General features: G+C 70.8%; 15 protein-coding genes and 1 pseudogene. 11 read left to right on the top strand and 5 right to left on the bottom strand.

Going from position 1 to position 16,680, the window contains the following annotated elements:
- Nucleotides 1-116 precede the first annotated feature (116 nt).
- Entirely contained in the window at nucleotides 117-491 is a 375-nt protein-coding gene (locus ACWC09_RS38250) for a DUF1844 domain-containing protein (protein WP_450855644.1), read from the bottom strand.
- Between the two features lie 339 nt (nucleotides 492-830).
- Here ACWC09_RS38250 and infC point away from each other — a divergent pair.
- The 9 genes and pseudogenes from infC to ACWC09_RS38205 all read left to right on the top strand — a co-directional run bounded on the left by infC (nucleotide 831) and on the right by ACWC09_RS38205 (nucleotide 10,880).
- Nucleotides 831-1,518: pseudogene (infC, locus tag ACWC09_RS38245) on the top strand (translation initiation factor IF-3).
- A 110-nt stretch (nucleotides 1,519-1,628) separates the two neighbouring features.
- A complete protein-coding gene (gene rpmI / locus ACWC09_RS38240; RefSeq protein WP_004933563.1) occupies nucleotides 1,629-1,823 on the top strand; it encodes a 50S ribosomal protein L35 in 195 nt (64 codons plus the stop codon).
- Nucleotides 1,824-1,924: 101 nt separating this feature from the next.
- Nucleotides 1,925-2,308, top strand: coding sequence for a 50S ribosomal protein L20 (rplT, locus tag ACWC09_RS38235; RefSeq protein ID WP_004933571.1), 384 nt, complete (start codon nucleotides 1,925-1,927; stop codon nucleotides 2,306-2,308).
- A gap of 93 nt (nucleotides 2,309-2,401) precedes the next feature.
- On the top strand, nucleotides 2,402-3,244 hold the full coding sequence (locus ACWC09_RS38230; RefSeq protein WP_450855643.1) for a TrmH family RNA methyltransferase: 843 nt from the start codon (nucleotides 2,402-2,404) through the stop codon (nucleotides 3,242-3,244).
- Nucleotides 3,245-3,299: 55 nt separating this feature from the next.
- Nucleotides 3,300-4,436, top strand: a complete 1,137-nt coding sequence (locus ACWC09_RS38225; RefSeq protein ID WP_450855642.1) for an ATP-binding protein — start codon at nucleotides 3,300-3,302, stop codon at nucleotides 4,434-4,436.
- A gap of 137 nt (nucleotides 4,437-4,573) precedes the next feature.
- On the top strand, nucleotides 4,574-5,695 hold the full coding sequence (gene pheS / locus ACWC09_RS38220) for a phenylalanine--tRNA ligase subunit alpha (RefSeq protein ID WP_450855641.1): 1,122 nt from the start codon (nucleotides 4,574-4,576) through the stop codon (nucleotides 5,693-5,695).
- The gene (gene pheT, locus ACWC09_RS38215) at nucleotides 5,695-8,205 is read left to right on the top strand and encodes a phenylalanine--tRNA ligase subunit beta (protein ID WP_450855640.1); all 2,511 of its coding nucleotides are present in this window, start codon (nucleotides 5,695-5,697) and stop codon (nucleotides 8,203-8,205) included. Before pheS ends, pheT begins: the two co-directional genes overlap by 1 nt.
- A gap of 717 nt (nucleotides 8,206-8,922) precedes the next feature.
- Nucleotides 8,923-10,263 carry a transcriptional regulator gene (locus tag ACWC09_RS38210; protein WP_450855639.1) on the top strand — a complete coding sequence of 447 codons (1,341 nt, stop codon included), beginning with the start codon at nucleotides 8,923-8,925 and terminating at the stop codon, nucleotides 10,261-10,263.
- Between the two features lie 74 nt (nucleotides 10,264-10,337).
- A complete protein-coding gene (locus tag ACWC09_RS38205) occupies nucleotides 10,338-10,880 on the top strand; it encodes an NUDIX domain-containing protein (protein WP_450855638.1) in 543 nt (180 codons plus the stop codon).
- Between the two features lie 34 nt (nucleotides 10,881-10,914).
- Here ACWC09_RS38205 and ACWC09_RS38200 read toward each other — a convergent pair whose 3' ends face one another.
- Entirely contained in the window at nucleotides 10,915-11,172 is a 258-nt protein-coding gene (locus tag ACWC09_RS38200) for a hypothetical protein (RefSeq protein WP_450855637.1), read from the bottom strand.
- A gap of 209 nt (nucleotides 11,173-11,381) precedes the next feature.
- On the bottom strand, nucleotides 11,382-12,257 hold the full coding sequence (locus ACWC09_RS38195; RefSeq protein WP_450855636.1) for a 3-hydroxybutyryl-CoA dehydrogenase: 876 nt from the start codon (nucleotides 12,255-12,257) through the stop codon (nucleotides 11,382-11,384).
- A 184-nt stretch (nucleotides 12,258-12,441) separates the two neighbouring features.
- Between ACWC09_RS38195 and ACWC09_RS38190 the strand changes: the two genes are divergently transcribed.
- Nucleotides 12,442-13,704 carry a glycoside hydrolase family 10 protein gene (locus tag ACWC09_RS38190; RefSeq protein WP_450855635.1) on the top strand — a complete coding sequence of 421 codons (1,263 nt, stop codon included), beginning with the start codon at nucleotides 12,442-12,444 and terminating at the stop codon, nucleotides 13,702-13,704.
- A gap of 1 nt (nucleotide 13,705) precedes the next feature.
- Here ACWC09_RS38190 and ACWC09_RS38185 read toward each other — a convergent pair whose 3' ends face one another.
- Together ACWC09_RS38185 and ACWC09_RS38180 are read right to left on the bottom strand one after the other, a co-directional pair.
- A complete protein-coding gene (locus tag ACWC09_RS38185) occupies nucleotides 13,706-13,900 on the bottom strand; it encodes a DUF1918 domain-containing protein (protein WP_450855634.1) in 195 nt (64 codons plus the stop codon).
- 91 nt (nucleotides 13,901-13,991) lie between these two features.
- Complete coding sequence (locus ACWC09_RS38180) at nucleotides 13,992-14,927, bottom strand: DMT family transporter (RefSeq protein ID WP_450855633.1); 936 nt, start codon at nucleotides 14,925-14,927, stop codon at nucleotides 13,992-13,994.
- Between ACWC09_RS38180 and ACWC09_RS38175 the strand changes: the two genes are divergently transcribed.
- Nucleotides 14,926-16,359 carry an aminotransferase-like domain-containing protein gene (locus tag ACWC09_RS38175; RefSeq protein WP_450855632.1) on the top strand — a complete coding sequence of 478 codons (1,434 nt, stop codon included), beginning with the start codon at nucleotides 14,926-14,928 and terminating at the stop codon, nucleotides 16,357-16,359. The two genes, ACWC09_RS38180 and ACWC09_RS38175, sit on opposite strands and share 2 nt — an antisense overlap.
- The last annotated feature ends 321 nt before the right edge of the window (nucleotides 16,360-16,680 follow it).

Raw genomic sequence — 16,680 nt, 5'->3', positions numbered from 1 at the left:
TGCAGCTGCACGCTCCCCCACTCTCGGCTTCGCTCGAGCGGGGGGACCCCCATGGCCCCGCTCGGCTTGGCCAGGAGGTGCCGTGCCGCACGGCCGACCTGATCCGCCGGACACCCCTAGCCGTAGACCGGGCCCGTGTACTTCTCGCCCGGGCCCTGGCCCGGCTCGTCGGGGACGAGCGACGCCTCGCGGAAGGCCAGCTGGAGCGACTTCAGGCCGTCGCGCAGCGGGGCCGCGTGGAAGGAGCTGATCTCGGTCGCGGACGCGTCCAGCAGACCGGCGAGGGCCGTGACCAGCTTGCGGGCCTCGTCCAGGTCCTTGTACTTGTCGCCCTCCTCGGTCAGGCCGAGCTTCACGGCGGCGGCGCTCATCAGGTTGACGGCGACCGTCACGATCACCTCGACGGCGGGGACCTCGGCGATGTCGCGGGTCATCTCGTCGAAGTCGGGAGAGCCGGGGGAGTCGGCTGCTGCGGGAGGGGTGTCACTCATGCCCCACACGATAGGCCCCGGTGCACATCGGTTCGCACCACCCCCGGACAGCTGCTAACCTTGTGTGACGACCGGCTGGACACTCGCGTGCCCGGCCCTCAAGTGGAGGCTCCGATCTCCCACCCGACCGCCCTCCGGGACGGCGGGTCACCCCGGTCAGGCGGCCACCATCGTTCCGTACGGACGATGGAGTCGCCCGAAAGCGCGCCCCGCGTATCACCGCGGCGGTGCTCCGGTAGTGCTTTGGAGCCCCGCCTGTGATCGTCCGGGGCATTTTTCATGCTTCGGCGCGGTTAGGTCTGTCGAACAGAGACAAACGCGGCCGTCCGCCAGATGGCCGTGTGGTGCTAACCGAGGAGGATCCATCAGCGCCGAGCCCCGCATCAACGACCGGATTCGCGTTCCCGAGGTGCGACTTGTCGGTCCCAGTGGCGAGCAGGTGGGCATTGTCCCGCTGGCCAAGGCACTGGAGCTTGCGCAGGAGTACGACCTGGACCTGGTCGAGGTCGCGGCGAACGCCCGTCCGCCCGTGTGCAAGCTCATGGACTACGGGAAGTTCAAGTACGAGTCGGCCATGAAGGCCCGTGAGGCGCGCAAGAACCAGGCGCACACGGTCATCAAGGAGATGAAGCTCCGGCCGAAGATCGACCCGCACGACTATGACACCAAGAAGGGTCACGTCGTCCGGTTCCTCAAGCAGGGCGACAAGGTCAAGATCACGATCATGTTCCGTGGTCGCGAGCAGTCCCGGCCCGAGCTGGGCTACCGACTGCTGCAGCGTCTCGCGGAGGACGTCCAGGACCTCGGTTTCGTGGAGTCGAACCCGAAGCAGGACGGCCGGAACATGATCATGGTTCTCGGTCCGCACAAGAAGAAGACCGAGGCGATGGCCGAGGCCCGCCAGGCGCAGGAAGCCCGCAAGGCAGAAGCGAAGGCCAACCCCGGCAAGTCGCAGAACGCCGCGGAGGTCGACCACGAGGTCGTGGACGACGCCGAGGCTCCTGCCGAGGCGTCCGCCGAGGCGTGATCCCGGGGGACGCGAGTCCCCAGGACGTAACCGATACAACAGCGACGTTCCACCGTGCCCGGTTTCACGACCGGGCACCGGAACGCCACCGACGAGGAGAGAACGGCGCTATGCCGAAGAACAAGTCGCACAGCGGTGCCAGCAAGCGCTTCAAGGTCACCGGCTCCGGCAAGGTGCTCCGTGAGCGCGCCGGCAAGCGCCACCTGCTCGAGCACAAGTCGTCCCGCGTGACGCGTCGCCTCACCGGCAACGCCGAGATGGCCCCGGGCGACGCCGCGAAGATCAAGAAGCTTCTCGGCAAGTGACGTGAGCGGCGCCCCCACTGAGCGCCGTACGTCTGGACCGGGACCCAATCGATTCCGGGCCGTGTGAGTCCAACCACGGCCCCGCTACAAGGAGTTAACAAGTGGCACGCGTCAAGCGGGCAGTCAACGCCCACAAGAAGCGCCGGGCGATCCTCGAGCAGGCCTCCGGCTACCGCGGTCAGCGTTCGCGCCTGTACCGCAAGGCCAAGGAGCAGGTCACCCACTCGCTGGTCTACAACTACAACGACCGCAAGAAGCGCAAGGGTGACTTCCGCCAGCTGTGGATCCAGCGCATCAACGCCGCTGCCCGCGCCAACGGCATCACGTACAACCGCTTCATCCAGGGTCTGAAGGCCGCGAACGTCGAGGTCGACCGCAAGATCCTCGCCGAGCTGGCCGTCAACGACGCCACCGCGTTCGCCGCGCTGGTCGAGGTCGCGCAGAAGGCCCTGCCGGCGGACGTCAACGCCCCCAAGGCAGCCTGACGTCTGGCTCAGAGCCGACGTGACATGAGGGACCCGCAGGCTTTCGGGCTTGCGGGTCCTGTTGTGTAGTTTCCGAAAGTGAGCCCCAACCCCATGCCTGCTGCCAGCCCCGAGCTGATCTCCCCCCGTTCTCCCCGAGTGTCGGCCGCGCGCCGGCTCGCCAGGCGGAACTTCCGGGGCAAGGAGCGGCTGTTCCTGGCCGAGGGACCGCAGGCCGTGCGGGAGGCCGCCGGGCACGGGCTGGTCGAGCTGTTCGCCACCGTCGAGGCCGCCGAGCGTTACGCCGACATCGTGGGGGAGGCCCGAGCCGTCGCGGCCCGGGTGCACCTCGCCTCCGAGGACGTCATCGCCGACATCTCGACCACCGTCACCCCGCAGGGGCTGGTCGGGATCTGCCGGTTCGTCGACACGCCCTTCGAGGAGATCCTCGCCGCCGAACCCAAGCTGGTCGCCGTGCTCGCCAACGTGCGCGACCCCGGGAACGCCGGGACCGTCCTGCGGTGCGCCGACGCCGCCGGTGCCGAGGCCGTCGTACTGACCGACGCGTCCGTCGATCTCTACAACCCCAAGGCCGTACGGGCCTCCGTGGGCTCGCTGTTCCATCTGCCGGTCGCCGTCGGCGTGCCGGTCGAGGACGCGGTCGAGGGACTCAGGAGGGCCGGGGTCCGTATCCTCGCCGCCGACGGGGCCGGCACCGACGACCTCGACGACGAGCTCGACAAGGGCACCATGGGCGGGCCGACCGCATGGGTGTTCGGGAACGAGGCGTGGGGGCTTCCGGAGGAGACCCGCGCGCTCGCGGACGCCGTGGTGCGCGTCCCGATCCACGGGAAGGCCGAGAGCCTGAACCTCGCCACCGCGGCCGCCGTATGTCTCTATGCGTCGGCCCGTGCACAGCGCGGCTCCGGAGGGTGCCGCTCCGTCACCGAGAGCTAGTAGGGTGACCAGCTCGGGGGCCACCTGCGCCGTCTGAGAGGTGGGGTACGGGGTTATGAGCGTCGGCACGAGCAGGGCACGGGGAGCACAGGACGTGCCGCGCGTGCCCGCGCCCCGGCACGGTGATCCCACCGGGCTCGGCATCGACCCCGACGACCTGCCCGACGGCCTCGTCGTCGCCGACGAGCACGGGCACGTCATCTGCTTCAACGCCGCCGCCGAGCGCATCACCTCCGTGTCCGCCGAGGAGGCCCTCGGACAGCGGCTGGAGAAGGCGCTGCCGTTAGAGGACCTGGAGGGCCGGCGCTGGTGGCAGCTGACCGACCCGTACGGCGGCCTCGCCATCCGGCAGCGGCAGCCCGAGCGCAATCTCCTTCTCCCCGGCGGCCGTGAGGTGCTGGTCTCCGCGCGGTACGTCCGCGGCGAGCCCACCGGGCCCGTCCACCGCGTCGTCGTCTCCCTGCGGGACACCGAGGCCCGCCGCCGTACCGAGCGCAGCCACGCCGAGCTGATAGCCACGGTCGCTCATGAGCTGCGCTCGCCGCTGACCTCGGTGAAGGGCTTCACGGCCACCCTGCTGGCCAAGTGGGAACGGTTCACCGACGACCAGAAGCGGCTGATGCTGGAGACCGTCGACGCCGACGCCGACCGGGTCACCCGGCTCATCGCCGAGCTGCTCGACATCTCGCGGATCGACAGCGGGCGGCTGGAGGTGCGCCGCCAGCCCGTCGACATCGGCGCGGCCGTCGGGCGGCACATCCAGGCGTACGTCGCCGCCGGGCAGCCCGCCGACCGGTTCCTGCTCCGGCTCGAGCAGCCGCTGCCCACCCTGTGGGCCGACCCCGACAAGATCGACCAGGTGCTCAGCAACCTGCTGGAAAATGCCGTGCGCCACGGCGAGGGAACGGTCACGATTGACATCACGGCCACGGCGTCCCCCCGCGAGGACGAGGACACCGGCACGTCGGTCACGGTGAGCGACGAGGGGCCCGGCATCCCGGAGGAGTCCATGAACCGCGTCTTCACCCGCTTCTGGCGGGGCAGCAAGCGCGGCGGCACCGGCCTCGGGCTCTACATCGTCAAGGGCATCGTCGAGGCCCACGGCGGCACCATCACGGTCGGCCGCGCCCCCCAGGGCGGCGCCGAGTTCCGATTTACGTTGCCCGTGGCAGCCCCGGCGTATCTCGCCTAGCGGCCCACGGGCGCATTCGTATACCTCCACCCCGTTAGACTCGGCCTTTGGCACCTTTGTGTCCCAAAAACCGTGACGTCAAGTCCATGAGTCGGTGACGGGGACCGCCAGCCAGCCAACCGGAAGCACGGGAAGAGATGTCGGCACCGAATAAGTCGTACGACCCTGTAGAGGTCGAGGCGTTGAAACCGGAAGAGATCGAGCGCATGCGGGACGAGGCGCTCGCCGCCTTCGCCGCCGCGGACTCCCTCGACGCGCTCCAGGAGGCCAAGGTCGCCCACACCGGGGGCACCTCCCCGCTGGCCCTCGCCAACCGCGAGATCGGCGCCCTGCCCCCGCACGCCAAGGCCGCCGCCGGCAAGCTCGTCGGCCAGGCCCGCGGCGCCGTGAACAAGGCCCTCGGCGCCCGTCAGACCGAGCTCGAGGCCGAGCGGGACGCGCGCGTGCTGGTCGAGGAGTCGGTGGACGTCACGCTGCCGTACGACCGCGTACCGGCCGGCGCCCGCCACCCGCTCACCACCCTGTCGGAGCGCATCGAGGACGTCTTCGTGGCCATGGGCTACGAGGTCGCCGAGGGCCCGCAGGTGGAGGCCGAGTGGTTCAACTTCGACGCCCTCAACATCGGCCCGGACCACCCGGCCCGCGGCGAGCACGACACGTTCTTCGTGCAAGGCCCCGAGGGTGGCACCGAGTCCGGTGTCGTCCTGCGCACGCACACCTCGCCCGTGCAGATCCGCTCGCTGCTCGACCGTGAGCTGCCGGTCTACGTGATCTGCCCCGGCGTCGTCTACCGCACCGACGAGCTGGACGCGACCCACACCCCGGTCTTCCGCCAGGTCGAGCTGCTCGCCGTGGACGAGGGCCTGACCATGGCCGACCTCAAGGGCACGATGGACCACATGGTCCAGTCGCTGTTCGGCGAGGGCATGAAGACGCGGCTGCGCCCGAACTTCTTCCCCTTCACCGAGCCGTCCGCCGAGATGGACATGGTCTGCTACGTCTGCCGCGGAGAGTCCGTCGGAAACCCCGACCGCCCCTGCCGTACCTGCTCCTCCGAGGGCTGGATCGAGCTCGGCGGCTGCGGCATGGTCAACCCGCGGGTGCTCACCGCCTGCGGCGTCGACCCGGAGAAGTACAGCGGCTTCGCCTTCGGGTTCGGCATCGAGCGGATGCTGATGTTCCGCCACAACGTCGAGGACATGCGAGACATGGTCGAGGGTGACGTCCGGTTCACCCGGCCGTTCGGGATGGAGATCTGATGCGGGTCCCGCTTTCTTGGCTGCGGGAGTACGTCGACCTGCCGGCGACTCAGACCGGGCGTGACGTCCAGGCCAAGCTCATTTCCGCAGGCCTCGAGGTCGAGACCGTCGAGCACCTCGGTGCGGACCTCAAGGGCCCCCTCGTCGTCGGCCAGGTGCTGACCATCGAGGAGCTGGAGGGCTTCAAGAAGCCGATTCGCTTCTGCACGGTCAACGTCGGCCAGGCCAACGGCACCGGCGAGCCCCAGGAGATCGTCTGCGGCGCCCGCAACTTCGCCGTCGGCGACAAGGTCGTGGTCGTGCTCCCCGGCGCCACCCTGCCGGGCGGCTTCTCGATCTCCGCACGCAAGACCTACGGCAAGACGTCCCACGGCATGATCTGCTCCAGCGGCGAGCTGGGCATGGGCGACGACGGCACCCACGGCATCATCGTGCTGCCGCCGGAGACCGAGGTCGGCAAGGACGCCATCGAGCTGCTCGAACTGGTCGACGAGGTCCTGGACATCGCCGTCACCGCCAACCGAGGCGACTGCCTGTCCATCCGCGGCGTCGCCCGCGAGACCGCCATCGCCTACGGCCTGCCGCTGCGCGACCCGGCCCTCATCGACGTACCCGGCCCGAACGCCTTCGGCTACCCGGTCCAGGTCTCCGACCCGCACGGCTGCGACCGTTTCACCGCCCGTACGGTGACCGGGCTCAGCCCCGAGGCGCGGTCCCCGATCTGGCTCCAGCGCCGCCTGCAGAAGGTCGGCGTCCGCCCGATCTCGCTCGCCGTCGACGTCACCAACTACGTGATGATGGAGCTCGGCCAGCCGCTGCACGCCTACGACCGGGGGCTGGTCCAGGGCACCATCGGCGTGCGCCGGGCGGAGGCGGGCGAGAAGCTCGTCACCCTGGACGGCGTCGAGCGCAAGCTGGACGCCGAGGACCTGGTCATCACCGACGACCGCGGCCCGATCGGGCTCGCCGGTGTCATGGGCGGTGCCAACACGGAGATCGCCGACCACGCGGAGGGCGAGGGCACCACCGACGTGGTCATCGAGGCCGCCCACTTCAACGCGGTCTCCATCGCGCGCACGGCCCGCCGCCACAAGCTGTCCTCCGAGGCCTCGCGTCGCTTCGAGCGCGGCGTCGACCCGCAGGCCGCCGCCGCTGCCGCGCAGCGCACGGTCGACCTGCTGGTGCTGCTCGCGGGCGGCACCGCCCAGGCCGGCGTCACCGAGGTCAGCGCGCCGTCCGCGCCGCACACCGTCGCCGTCGCGGCCGACCACCCGGACAAGGTGGCCGGTGTCGACTACGGTCGCGAGACCGTCGTACGGCGGCTGCAGGAGATCGGCTGCGACGTGTACGGGCAGGACGAGCTGATCGTCACCGTGCCGTCCTGGCGCCCCGACCTCCAGGAGATCAACGACCTCGCCGAGGAGGTCATCCGCCTGGAGGGCTACGAGAACCTGCCCTCCACCCTGCCCAAGCCCCCGTCGGGCCGTGGCCTGACCCACCGGCAGCGGCTGCACCGCCGCGTCGGGCGGGCGCTGGCCGGCTCCGGCTATGTCGAGGCGCCGAACTACCCCTTCATCAGCGAGCAGGTCTTCGACCAGCTGCTGCTGGAGGCCGACGACCCCAAGCGCCGCGTCGTGAAGCTGACCAACCCGCTCAACGACGAGGAGCCCGCGCTCCGTACGTCGCTGCTGCCGGGCCTGCTCGGTGCGCTGCGGCGCAACGTCGGCCGGGGCTCGCACGACCTGGCGCTCTTCGAGACGGGGCTGGTGTTCCACCCGCGCGAGGAGCAGCGCGTGGCCGTCGCCCTGCCGGTCGACCGCCGTCCCACCGACGAGGAGATCGCCGAGCTGGACGCCGCGCTGCCCGAGCAGCCGCGCCAGGTCGCCGCCGTTCTCGCGGGTGCCCGCGAGCAGGCCGGCTGGTGGGGCAAGGGCCGTCCGGCGGACTGGGCCGACGCCGTCGAGGCGGGGCGCGCCGTGGCGCGGGAGGCCGGTGCCGAGCTGATCGTGCGCAAGGGGCAGTACGGGCCCTGGCACCCCGGTCGCTGCGCCGAGCTGGTGGTCGTCGTCGACGGTACGGAGACGGTGGTCGGGCATGCGGGTGAATTGCACCCGCGTGTGGTGAAGGCGCTGGGGCTGCCCGAGCGGACCAGTGCGGTGGAGCTGGACCTGGACGTGCTGGAGTCCGTCGGCAACGACACTCCGCAGGCGCCGAGCATCTCCACGTTCCCGGTGGCCACGCAGGACGTCGCGCTGGTCGTCGACACGTTCGTGCCGCACGCCGAGGTCGAGGCCGCGCTGCGGGAGGGTGCGGGTGAACTCCTTGAGGGCATCCGGCTGTTCGACGTGTACGAGAACGCGGAGCAGCTGGGTGAGGGCCGGAAGTCTCTGGCATACGCGCTGCGATTCAGGGCTTCCGACCGCACTCTCACCGTCGACGAAGCCTCCGCCGCGCGTGACGCCGCGGTGGCCCTTGCGGGCGAGCGTACTGGTGCGGTGCTTCGGGGCTAGGTGCGTCTAAAGGGCGGGGAGCTGTTGTCCGTTGGCGGCTGCGGGTTCGTCGTGGCTCGTCGCGCAGTTCCCCGCGCCCCCAGCGGCGTTGCACATATTCTGGTGATCTGGTCCTTTCCGGCCATGCGCTCGACAGAATCGGACCGGCCTCTCGGGGTCGGTCCGTCTGTGCTTTCGGGGCCTTGATGAGGGGCCATGGCACCGGTGAAAGACCGTCCGACGACGTCACCGCGCTGATCCTGCGCAACGACCGCCGCAACGTCGTACCACCTCCCGGCGAACCAGTCGGACACCGGGCGCACCGCCGCACATGACGAACCCCCACGGCGCACCCGGCGCTCCCGCATGGACCCACGACAAGGCGCCCCGACAGGGGCGCGGGGAACTGCGCGACAAGCCCCCACGCACCCGCAGCCGACAACTCACCGTTCCTCCACGACGCTGGGGCGCCCGGCGTAAGCCGGCGCAGCGAACCGGCGGCCGTCCGCCCGCCACGGAGTGTCGGGCAGGCAGCTGGGCGGACGGCGCGGAAGCGGGCCGCCGCACTGTACGAGGGGGAGCCGGCGGCCCGGCCGGCCTCTTGCGAGGCATTTCAGTCAACCGGCTGGAAACTCTCCGCGACAGTGCGCGTACGCTGCGGATTCTGGTACTCCGTTCACACCCCGTGTGAAGCCGCTCGCACTACTCTGACGGCACCGAGGCTCCCGGGGGGCATATATGCAGCCCAACACTCTGCTCGACGCGATCCTGGACGAAGCCGGCATCTCGCATGCGGGGCTGGCGGCACACGTCAATCAGGCGGGACGGGCACGCGGTCTCGCGCTGCGGTACGAACACACCGCCGTGGCACGGTGGTTGAAGGGGCAGCGGCCGCGCGGTCAGGTGCCCGACCTGATCTGCGAAGTGCTCGCCGGGCGGCTCCATCGGCCGGTCACGCTGGACGACATCGGCCTCGGGGTGCCGGGTGAGCCGTCCGCGCCCCACGGCACCTCCCTCTCCGGCTTCGTCGAGCGGGCCACCGCCCTGTGGCGTTCCGACGAGCAGCAGCGCCCGCACATCCTGGGTGCGCCCGCGGTGACCGGCACGCCCGCGGTCATGCCCGTGTGGGAGTGGGAGAACCCGCCCGAGGATGTCGATGTCTCGCGTGGTGGGCGGCATCGGGTCACCCCGGCCGACCTGGAGATGCTACGGGCCGCTCGCACCCACTACGAGCAGATGTACCGGAAGGCGGGCGGGATCGCGACGCGCACGCGGATCGTGGGGTTCCTGAACGCCGAGGCCGCCCCCCTCCTGCGCGGCAGCTACACCGACGCCACCGGACGCCAACTGCACCGCGCCACGGGCGGGTTGGTGGCGATCGCCGGCATCTGCGCATACGACTCCGACGCGCACGGGCTCGCCCAGCGCTACTTCCACCAGGCCCTGCGGCTCGCAAAGGCCAGCGGTGATCGCGGACTCGGCGCCTACGTGATCGCCCTGCTGGTCAACCAGTCCCTGTTCATGCGGGAGTACCGGCAGGCCGTCGCCTTCGCGGAGGCCGCGCTGCGCGCCGCCGGCAAGCACATCACCCCGGCGCTCGCCTGCGATCTCTACGCGATGCAGGCCAAGGCGTACGCCCACCTGGGCGACAGCACGACCGCCCTGTCCTGCATCCGGCGTGCCGAGCAGGCCGCCGAACGCATCCGGCGCGGGTACGAGCCCGACGAAACCGGCTATGTCCAGCCGGGGCTGGTCAACGTGCAGGTGGCGGAGGCGCTGCTGAGTCTCGGGGAACTGGTGGCGGCGGGGGAGCACGCCGCGGCCGCCGTGGACAATCCGGCGCACGACCGGGGGCGCGTGCACCGGCTCGCCATGCTCAGCACGATCGAGCTGCGCCGCGGCAATGCCGACAAGGCGGTGGCCACCGCGGTGCAGATGGCCGAACAGGCCCGCGGAATGGAGTCGCAGCGGCTGCGCGACAGACTCCGGGCGGTCCGCGAACACCTGGTGCGCAGTGGCTGCGCGGGCACCGCCGAGGCCGCCGAACTCATCGACGGGGCCCTGCGCGTACCGCTGTAGACCGGTTCCGGGCACCGCCGCACCACAGTCCCTGCTGCGATATTGCCACTTACTCGACGGAAGGTGGCAGAACCGTGCAGTGGACGAAACAGAACGAACGAAGTGTGTACGCAAACCGCTGGTTCACCGTCAACCTGGCAGATGTGGAACTGCCGGACGGGCGGCACCTGGACCACTTCCTGATACGGCTGCGGCCCGTCGCCGTGGCCACGGTGGTGAACGAGGCCAATGAAGTCCTCCTCCTGTGGCGCCACCGTTTCATCACCGACAGCTGGGGGTGGGAACTCGCCGCGGGTGTGGTCGAGGACGGCGAGGACATCGCCGCGGCGGCCGCCAGGGAGCTCGAGGAAGAGACCGGCTGGCGACCGGGACCTCTGCAGCACCTCATGAGCGTGGAGCCGTCCAACGGCCTCACCGACGCCCGGCACCACATCTACTGGTCGGACGAGGGGGAGTACGTCGGCCACCCCGTGGACGACTTCGAGTCGGACCGCAGGGAATGGGTCCCCCTCAAACTCGTCCCCGACATGGTCGCCCGCGGCGAGGTCCCGGCCGCCAACATGGCGGCCGCCTTACTGCTTCTGCACCACCTCAGGCTCGGCCAGGACACCCCCTAGCCCTGATCCCCCCACCGCGTCCTGGTCCTGCTGTCTAATGGCCCAGGGCCTGCCAGATCGTCGCCACGAGCGCGCCCACCGCGGTCAGTGTCGCTATCGCGGGCAGTGGCCAACGGGCGTGCTCCAGCGCGACCATGCGTGCGCTCAGGTCGTCGATCTCCTTGTCCGTCTCCTCCGTACGATGGTTGAGCAGGGCCAGCCCTCCCTCGACGCGCGCGTACGCGACATCGAGACGGCGGCGTAACTCTGCGAGTTCTCCATGGACCACGGGATGCTCGGGGTCGGCGGTCACGGGTCCGCTCCTTTCCGTAGTCGGAACATCCCTTGCATGCGCATGAAGAGTCAACTCGCCTGGTGGACGCGTGGGGAGCGTGTGCGAGCGGCATATGCGTGCCCGGCACGCACACGGGGAGTGAAAGCCACGGGCCCGGAGCTCCGAAGAGCGCCGGGCCCGTGGCGGTCGCACTGTGTAACCGACACCGTGGAAGGTGCACGGTGTGGTCAGCCGTAGGTGTAGAACCCCGAGCCGGACTTCCGGCCCAGCCGGCCCGCGTCGACCATGCGCTGCAGCAGCGGGGGAGCGGCGTACAGGGGCTCCTTGTACTCCTCGTACATCGAGTTGGCGATGGAGACGATGGTGTCCAGGCCGATCAGGTCGGACAGCTTCAGCGGGCCCATCGGGTGGGCGCAGCCCATCTCCATGCCGTTGTCGATGTCCTCGCGGCCGGCTATGCCCGACTCGAACATCCGGATCGCGGAGAGCAGATACGGCACCAGCAGCGCGTTGACCACGAAGCCGGAGCGGTCCTGGGCACGGATCGCGTGCTTGCCGAGCAGCTTCTCGGCGAAGGCCTGGGCGCGGCTGATCGTGCCCTCGGAGGTGGTGAGCGCGGGGATCAGCTCGACCAGCTTCTGCACCGGGGCCGGGTTGAAGAAGTGGATGCCGATGATGTGGTCCGGGCGCGAGGTGGCGACCGCGAGCTTCACCAACGGGATGGAGGAGGTGTTGGAGGCCAGGATCGCGTCCGGGCGGGTCACCACCTGGTCGAGGACCTGGAAGATCTCTGTCTTGACCTGCTCGTTCTCGACGACGGCCTCGATCACCAGATCGCGGTCGGCGAACTCGCCCAGGTCGGTGGTGAAGCTCAGGCGCGCCAGCGTGGCGTCCCGCTCCTCCTCGCTGATCTTGCCGCGCTCGGCAGCCTTGGTCAGGGAGTTGAGGAGCCGGGTCCGGCCGATCTCCAGGGCCTCCCCGGTGGTCTCGGCGACCTTGACGTCAAGACCGGACCGGGCGCACACCTCGGCGATGCCCGCTCCCATCTGGCCGCAGCCGACCACTCCGACGCGCGAGATGTCTCCCGTTGGGAAGTCCGTCACATCGTCCCCTTCGCTGATCTACGAATGCGGCAGGAACTCCGTGGTTCGGTGCCTGCTCCAAACCTGCACGTTACCTCCGGCGATCGTTGATCGATCGTTCGGGTACCGCGTGGCAGGCTGACGCGGGAGGTGGCCCGGGTCGAGAATCGCCCGGGCCCACGCATCGGCTCATGGAGGTAGGGGAATGCTGCACCGGAGGTCTCGGCTGTCTCGGCGGGCGTTCGCGGTGACGGCCCTGTCGGCTCTCGTGGCGGGGGGCGGTGCGGTGGCGGCGAGCACGGCGATGGCGGGCGGCGGCGACGCCGAGCGCCGACGGGCTCCACGGGCGATGCGGGGCGTCTGGGTGGCGACCGTGACCAACCGGGACTGGCCCTCCAAGCCGGGGCTGACGGCCGCCCAGCAGAAGGCCGAGCTGATCACCATCCTCGACCGTGCCGTCAAGGACCGCCTCAACACCGTGATCTTCCAGGTGCGTCCGACCGCCGACGCGCTGTGGCCCTCGCCGTACGAGCCCTGGTCGCAGGTCCTCACCGGCACCCAGGGCAAGGATCCGGGCTGGGACCCGCTGGGCACGGCGGTCAAGGAGGCCCACGCCCGCGGCCTCGAACTGCACGCCTGGTTCAACCCGTATCGCATCGCGGGCCACACCGACCCGACGAAGCTGGTCGCCACGCATCCCGCGCGCAAGCACCCGGACTGGGTGGTGACGTACGGCGGGAAGATGTACTACAACCCCGGGCTGCCCGCCGTCCGCGCCTTCGTGGAGAAGGCGATCCTGGACGCGGTGCGCAAGTACCCCGTCGACGCCGTCCACTTCGACGACTACTTCTATCCGTACCCGGTGGCCGGCCAGACCTTCGACGACGACGCGGCCTACGACCGCTACGGCGCGGCCTTCCCGAACCGGGCCGCCTGGCGCCGCGACTCCATCGACAAGCTGGTGCGCGAGACCGCGGCCGGCATCAAGCGGATCCGCCCGACCACACAGTTCGGCATCAGCCCCTTCGGTGTGTGGCGCAACGCCACCATCGACGCGCGGGGCTCGGACACGCGGGCGGGTGTGCAGACGTACGACGACCTCAACGCGGACACCCGCAAGTGGGTGCGGGAGAACTGGATCGACTACATCTGCCCGCAGATCTACTGGAACATCGGCTTCGCCGCCGCCGACTACGCCAAGCTGGTGCCCTGGTGGGCGGAGGTCGCCAAGGGGACGGCGACCAGGCTGTACATCGGCGAGGCCCTCTACAAGGCCGGCGACCCGGCGCAGCCCGCCGCCTGGCAGGACCCCGCCGAACTCTCCGAACACCTCACCCTGGCCGCGGCCCACCCGCAGGTGCGCGGCCATGTGTTCTTCGCCGCCGAGGACGAGGCGACGGACAGGATCGGCGCACTGGCGAGGGTGATCGCCGACCACTACCAGCAGCCGGCGAAGCCCCCACGCTGATCTATTTCCGGATTTCCCTGTGGCGGATCTCGGTGTCGGGGCCGGGGGAACAGATGCCCGTGTGCCCGTCCTCGAAGCGGACGCGGTACGGAGGGTTGCCCTCCTGGCCCATGACTTCGACGATCTCGCCGACCTTGTCGTTCTGGCCGACCACCCTGCCGTGCTGGACAAGCTGGTCGCCCACGGTTGCACGCATCTTTGGGCCTCCTCACCAAGCGGGAGCAGCGGTCCGTGGCCTTGAGTCTACGGCGCTCAGCGGGGGTGGGAAGTGGGCCGGACAAGGCCCCTCACCCCCGCGCCCGCTGGGTGACGGCGATGCACACGAGCACCGCCGCGGCCGTCAGCGGGGCGGCCACCGTCAGGTGCTCGCCCAGCAGCAGCACCGACCACACCAGTGTGAGCAGGGGTTGCGCCAACTGCAACTGGCTGGCCTTCGGGATACCGATGGCCGCCATGCCCCGGTACCAGACCACCAGCCCCAGGAACTGCGAGCCCGCCGCGACCCACAGCAGCCCGGCCACGCTGTGCGCGGTCAGACGCACGGGTTCGTACGACAGCGCGACCGCGGCGGCCGGCACGGCGAGTGGCAGACACAGCACCAGCGCCCAGCCGATGACCTGCCAGCCCGGCATGACCCTGGCCAGCCGGCCGCCCTCGGTGTAGCCGGCCGCGCACACCAACAGGGCGCCGAACAGGTACAGATCGGCGGAGGTCAGCGCCCCGCCGCTCTGCTGCACGGTGAAGCCGACGACCGCGGCCGCCCCCGCGAGCGCCGCCGTCCAGAACGTGCGGGAGGGACGGGTGCCCATGCGCAGGGCGGACAGCAGGGCCGTCGTCAGGGGCAGCAGGCCGACCACCACGGCGGCGTGGGCGGTGGTCGAGGTCTGCAGGGCCAGGGTGGAGAGAAGCGGGAAACCGACCACGACTCCGGCGGCGACGACCGCGAGGCCCGCCCAGTGCCTGCGCTCCGGCACCGGGACGCGGAGTGCGAGCAGACAGGTGCCCGCGATGACTGCGGCGAGCACACAGCGGACGGCGACCAGCGACCAGGGACCGAAGCCCTCCAACCCCCAGGCGGTGGAGGGGAAGGTGAGCGAGAAGGCGGTGACGCCGAGGGCGGCCTGGAGGGTGCCGGTGCGGCGGCCGGGTGCGGCGGCTGTGGTGTGCGTGCCGGTGCTGACCGCTATCGATGTCGTCGTAGTAGCGCTACTCTGTGCTCTCATGCAAGAGCGTAGCAGTGTCGGAGAACTGGCGAACCAGCTGAGGCGGGAGTTGAACCGCTACTCTCCTGGTGGAAAGCTCCCGTCCAGCCGTGCCCTGGTCGAACGCTTCCGGGTCAGCCCGGTGACCGTCTCGCGGGCCCTGGCCCAGCTGGCCGCCGAGGGCCTGGTGGTGACCCGGCCGGGAGCCGGCGCCTTCCGCGCCGAGCCGCGCAGTGCCACCGCCCCCGCCGGCGACACCTCCTGGCAGGAGGTCGCGCTGACCGCCGACGGCGCCGGCGACCTCGTACCGCGCACGGTCGACGCGTCGGCTGTCGTCGTGACCCTTGCCGTCCCGGCGCCCGGTGTCATCGAGTTCAACGGCGGTTATCTGCATCCGTCGTTGCAGCCGGAGCGGGCGATGGCGGCCGCGCTCTCCCGCGCCGGACGTCGCCCCGGCGCCTGGGGTCGGCCGCCGGTTGAGGGCCTGCCCGAGCTGCGGGAGTGGTTCGCGCGCAGTATCGGCGGCGGGGTCGCGGCCGCCGGGGTGCTGATCACGGCGGGCGGACAGTCCGCGCTGACCACGGCGCTGCGCGCCCTAGCCCCGCCCGGCGCGCCGGTGCTGGTCGAATCGCCCACGTATCCGGGCATGCTGGCGATCGCGCGGGCGGCGGGCCTGCGCCCCGTCCCGGTCCCGGTGGACGCGGACGGCGTCAGACCGTCGCTCCTCGCCGACGCGTTCCGTGCCACCGGCGCCCGGGTCTTCGTCTGCCAGCCGCTGTTCCAGAACCCGACCGGCGCGGTGCTCGCCCCCGACCGGCGCGCGGAGGTGCTGCGCATCGCCCGCGACGCCGGCGCGTTCGTCGTCGAGGACGACTTCGTACGACGGCTCGTGCACGAGGACGCCGGGCCGCTGCCGAGTCCGCTCGCCGCCGACGACCCCGACGGAGTGGTCGTCCATGTCTCCTCCCTCACCAAGGCGACCTCGCCCAGCTTCCGGCTCGGCGCCCTGGCCGCTCACGGTCCGGTCCTGGAACGTCTGCGCGCCATCCAGATCGTCGACACCTTCTTCGTCCCCCGCCCGCTCCAGGAGGCGGCCCTCGAACTCGTCGGCTCCCCGGCCTGGCCGCGCCATCTCCGGGCGATCTCAACCGAGTTGAAGACCCGCCGCGACACGATGACGACAGCCCTCCGCCTGAACCTCCCCGAACTCGCCCTCCCGCACATCCCGTCCGGCGGCTACCACCTCTGGCTCCGCCTCCCGGACGGCACCGACGAGCCCACCCTCACCTCCGCCGCCCTGCGCGCGGGCGTCGCCATCACCCCCGGCCGCGCGTACTTCAGCGCCGAACCCCCGGCCGCCCACGTGCGGTTGAGCTTTGCGGCGGTGGCGGGGGTGGGGGAGATCACGGAGGGAGTACGGCGGTTGCGTACGGCGTGCGACGAGATGCTCTAGGGCGCGGGCGCCTCACCGCAGGCGAACTCCAGGGAGTCGAGCGGCTCGGCCGTCAGACGTACCCCCCCGGGTGATCCGCTCAGCCGGAACCCGGACTCCCGCATCTCCGTGAGACACCGGTCCGAGCGGCTGCCCTCCCGGCGCCACGGGAAGGGCAAGTCCGCCGCCCGCCGACCAGAGGAAACGGTCCAACGCGTCGACGCCCCGACGGCGCGACACCACGGTCCCGGCCGCCGCGCGTGCGTATCGCACTCGACGCGAAGCCCGGGAACCCGTTCTCCCCGGCCGTCAGCGGCCAGTCGCCGACGGTCGTGACCCCGA

It is taken from the genome of Streptomyces sp. NPDC001617 (assembly GCF_053596855.1).
Note: the sequence above shows the minus strand (reverse complement) of the source record. Positions and strands in the feature narration are given on the sequence as shown.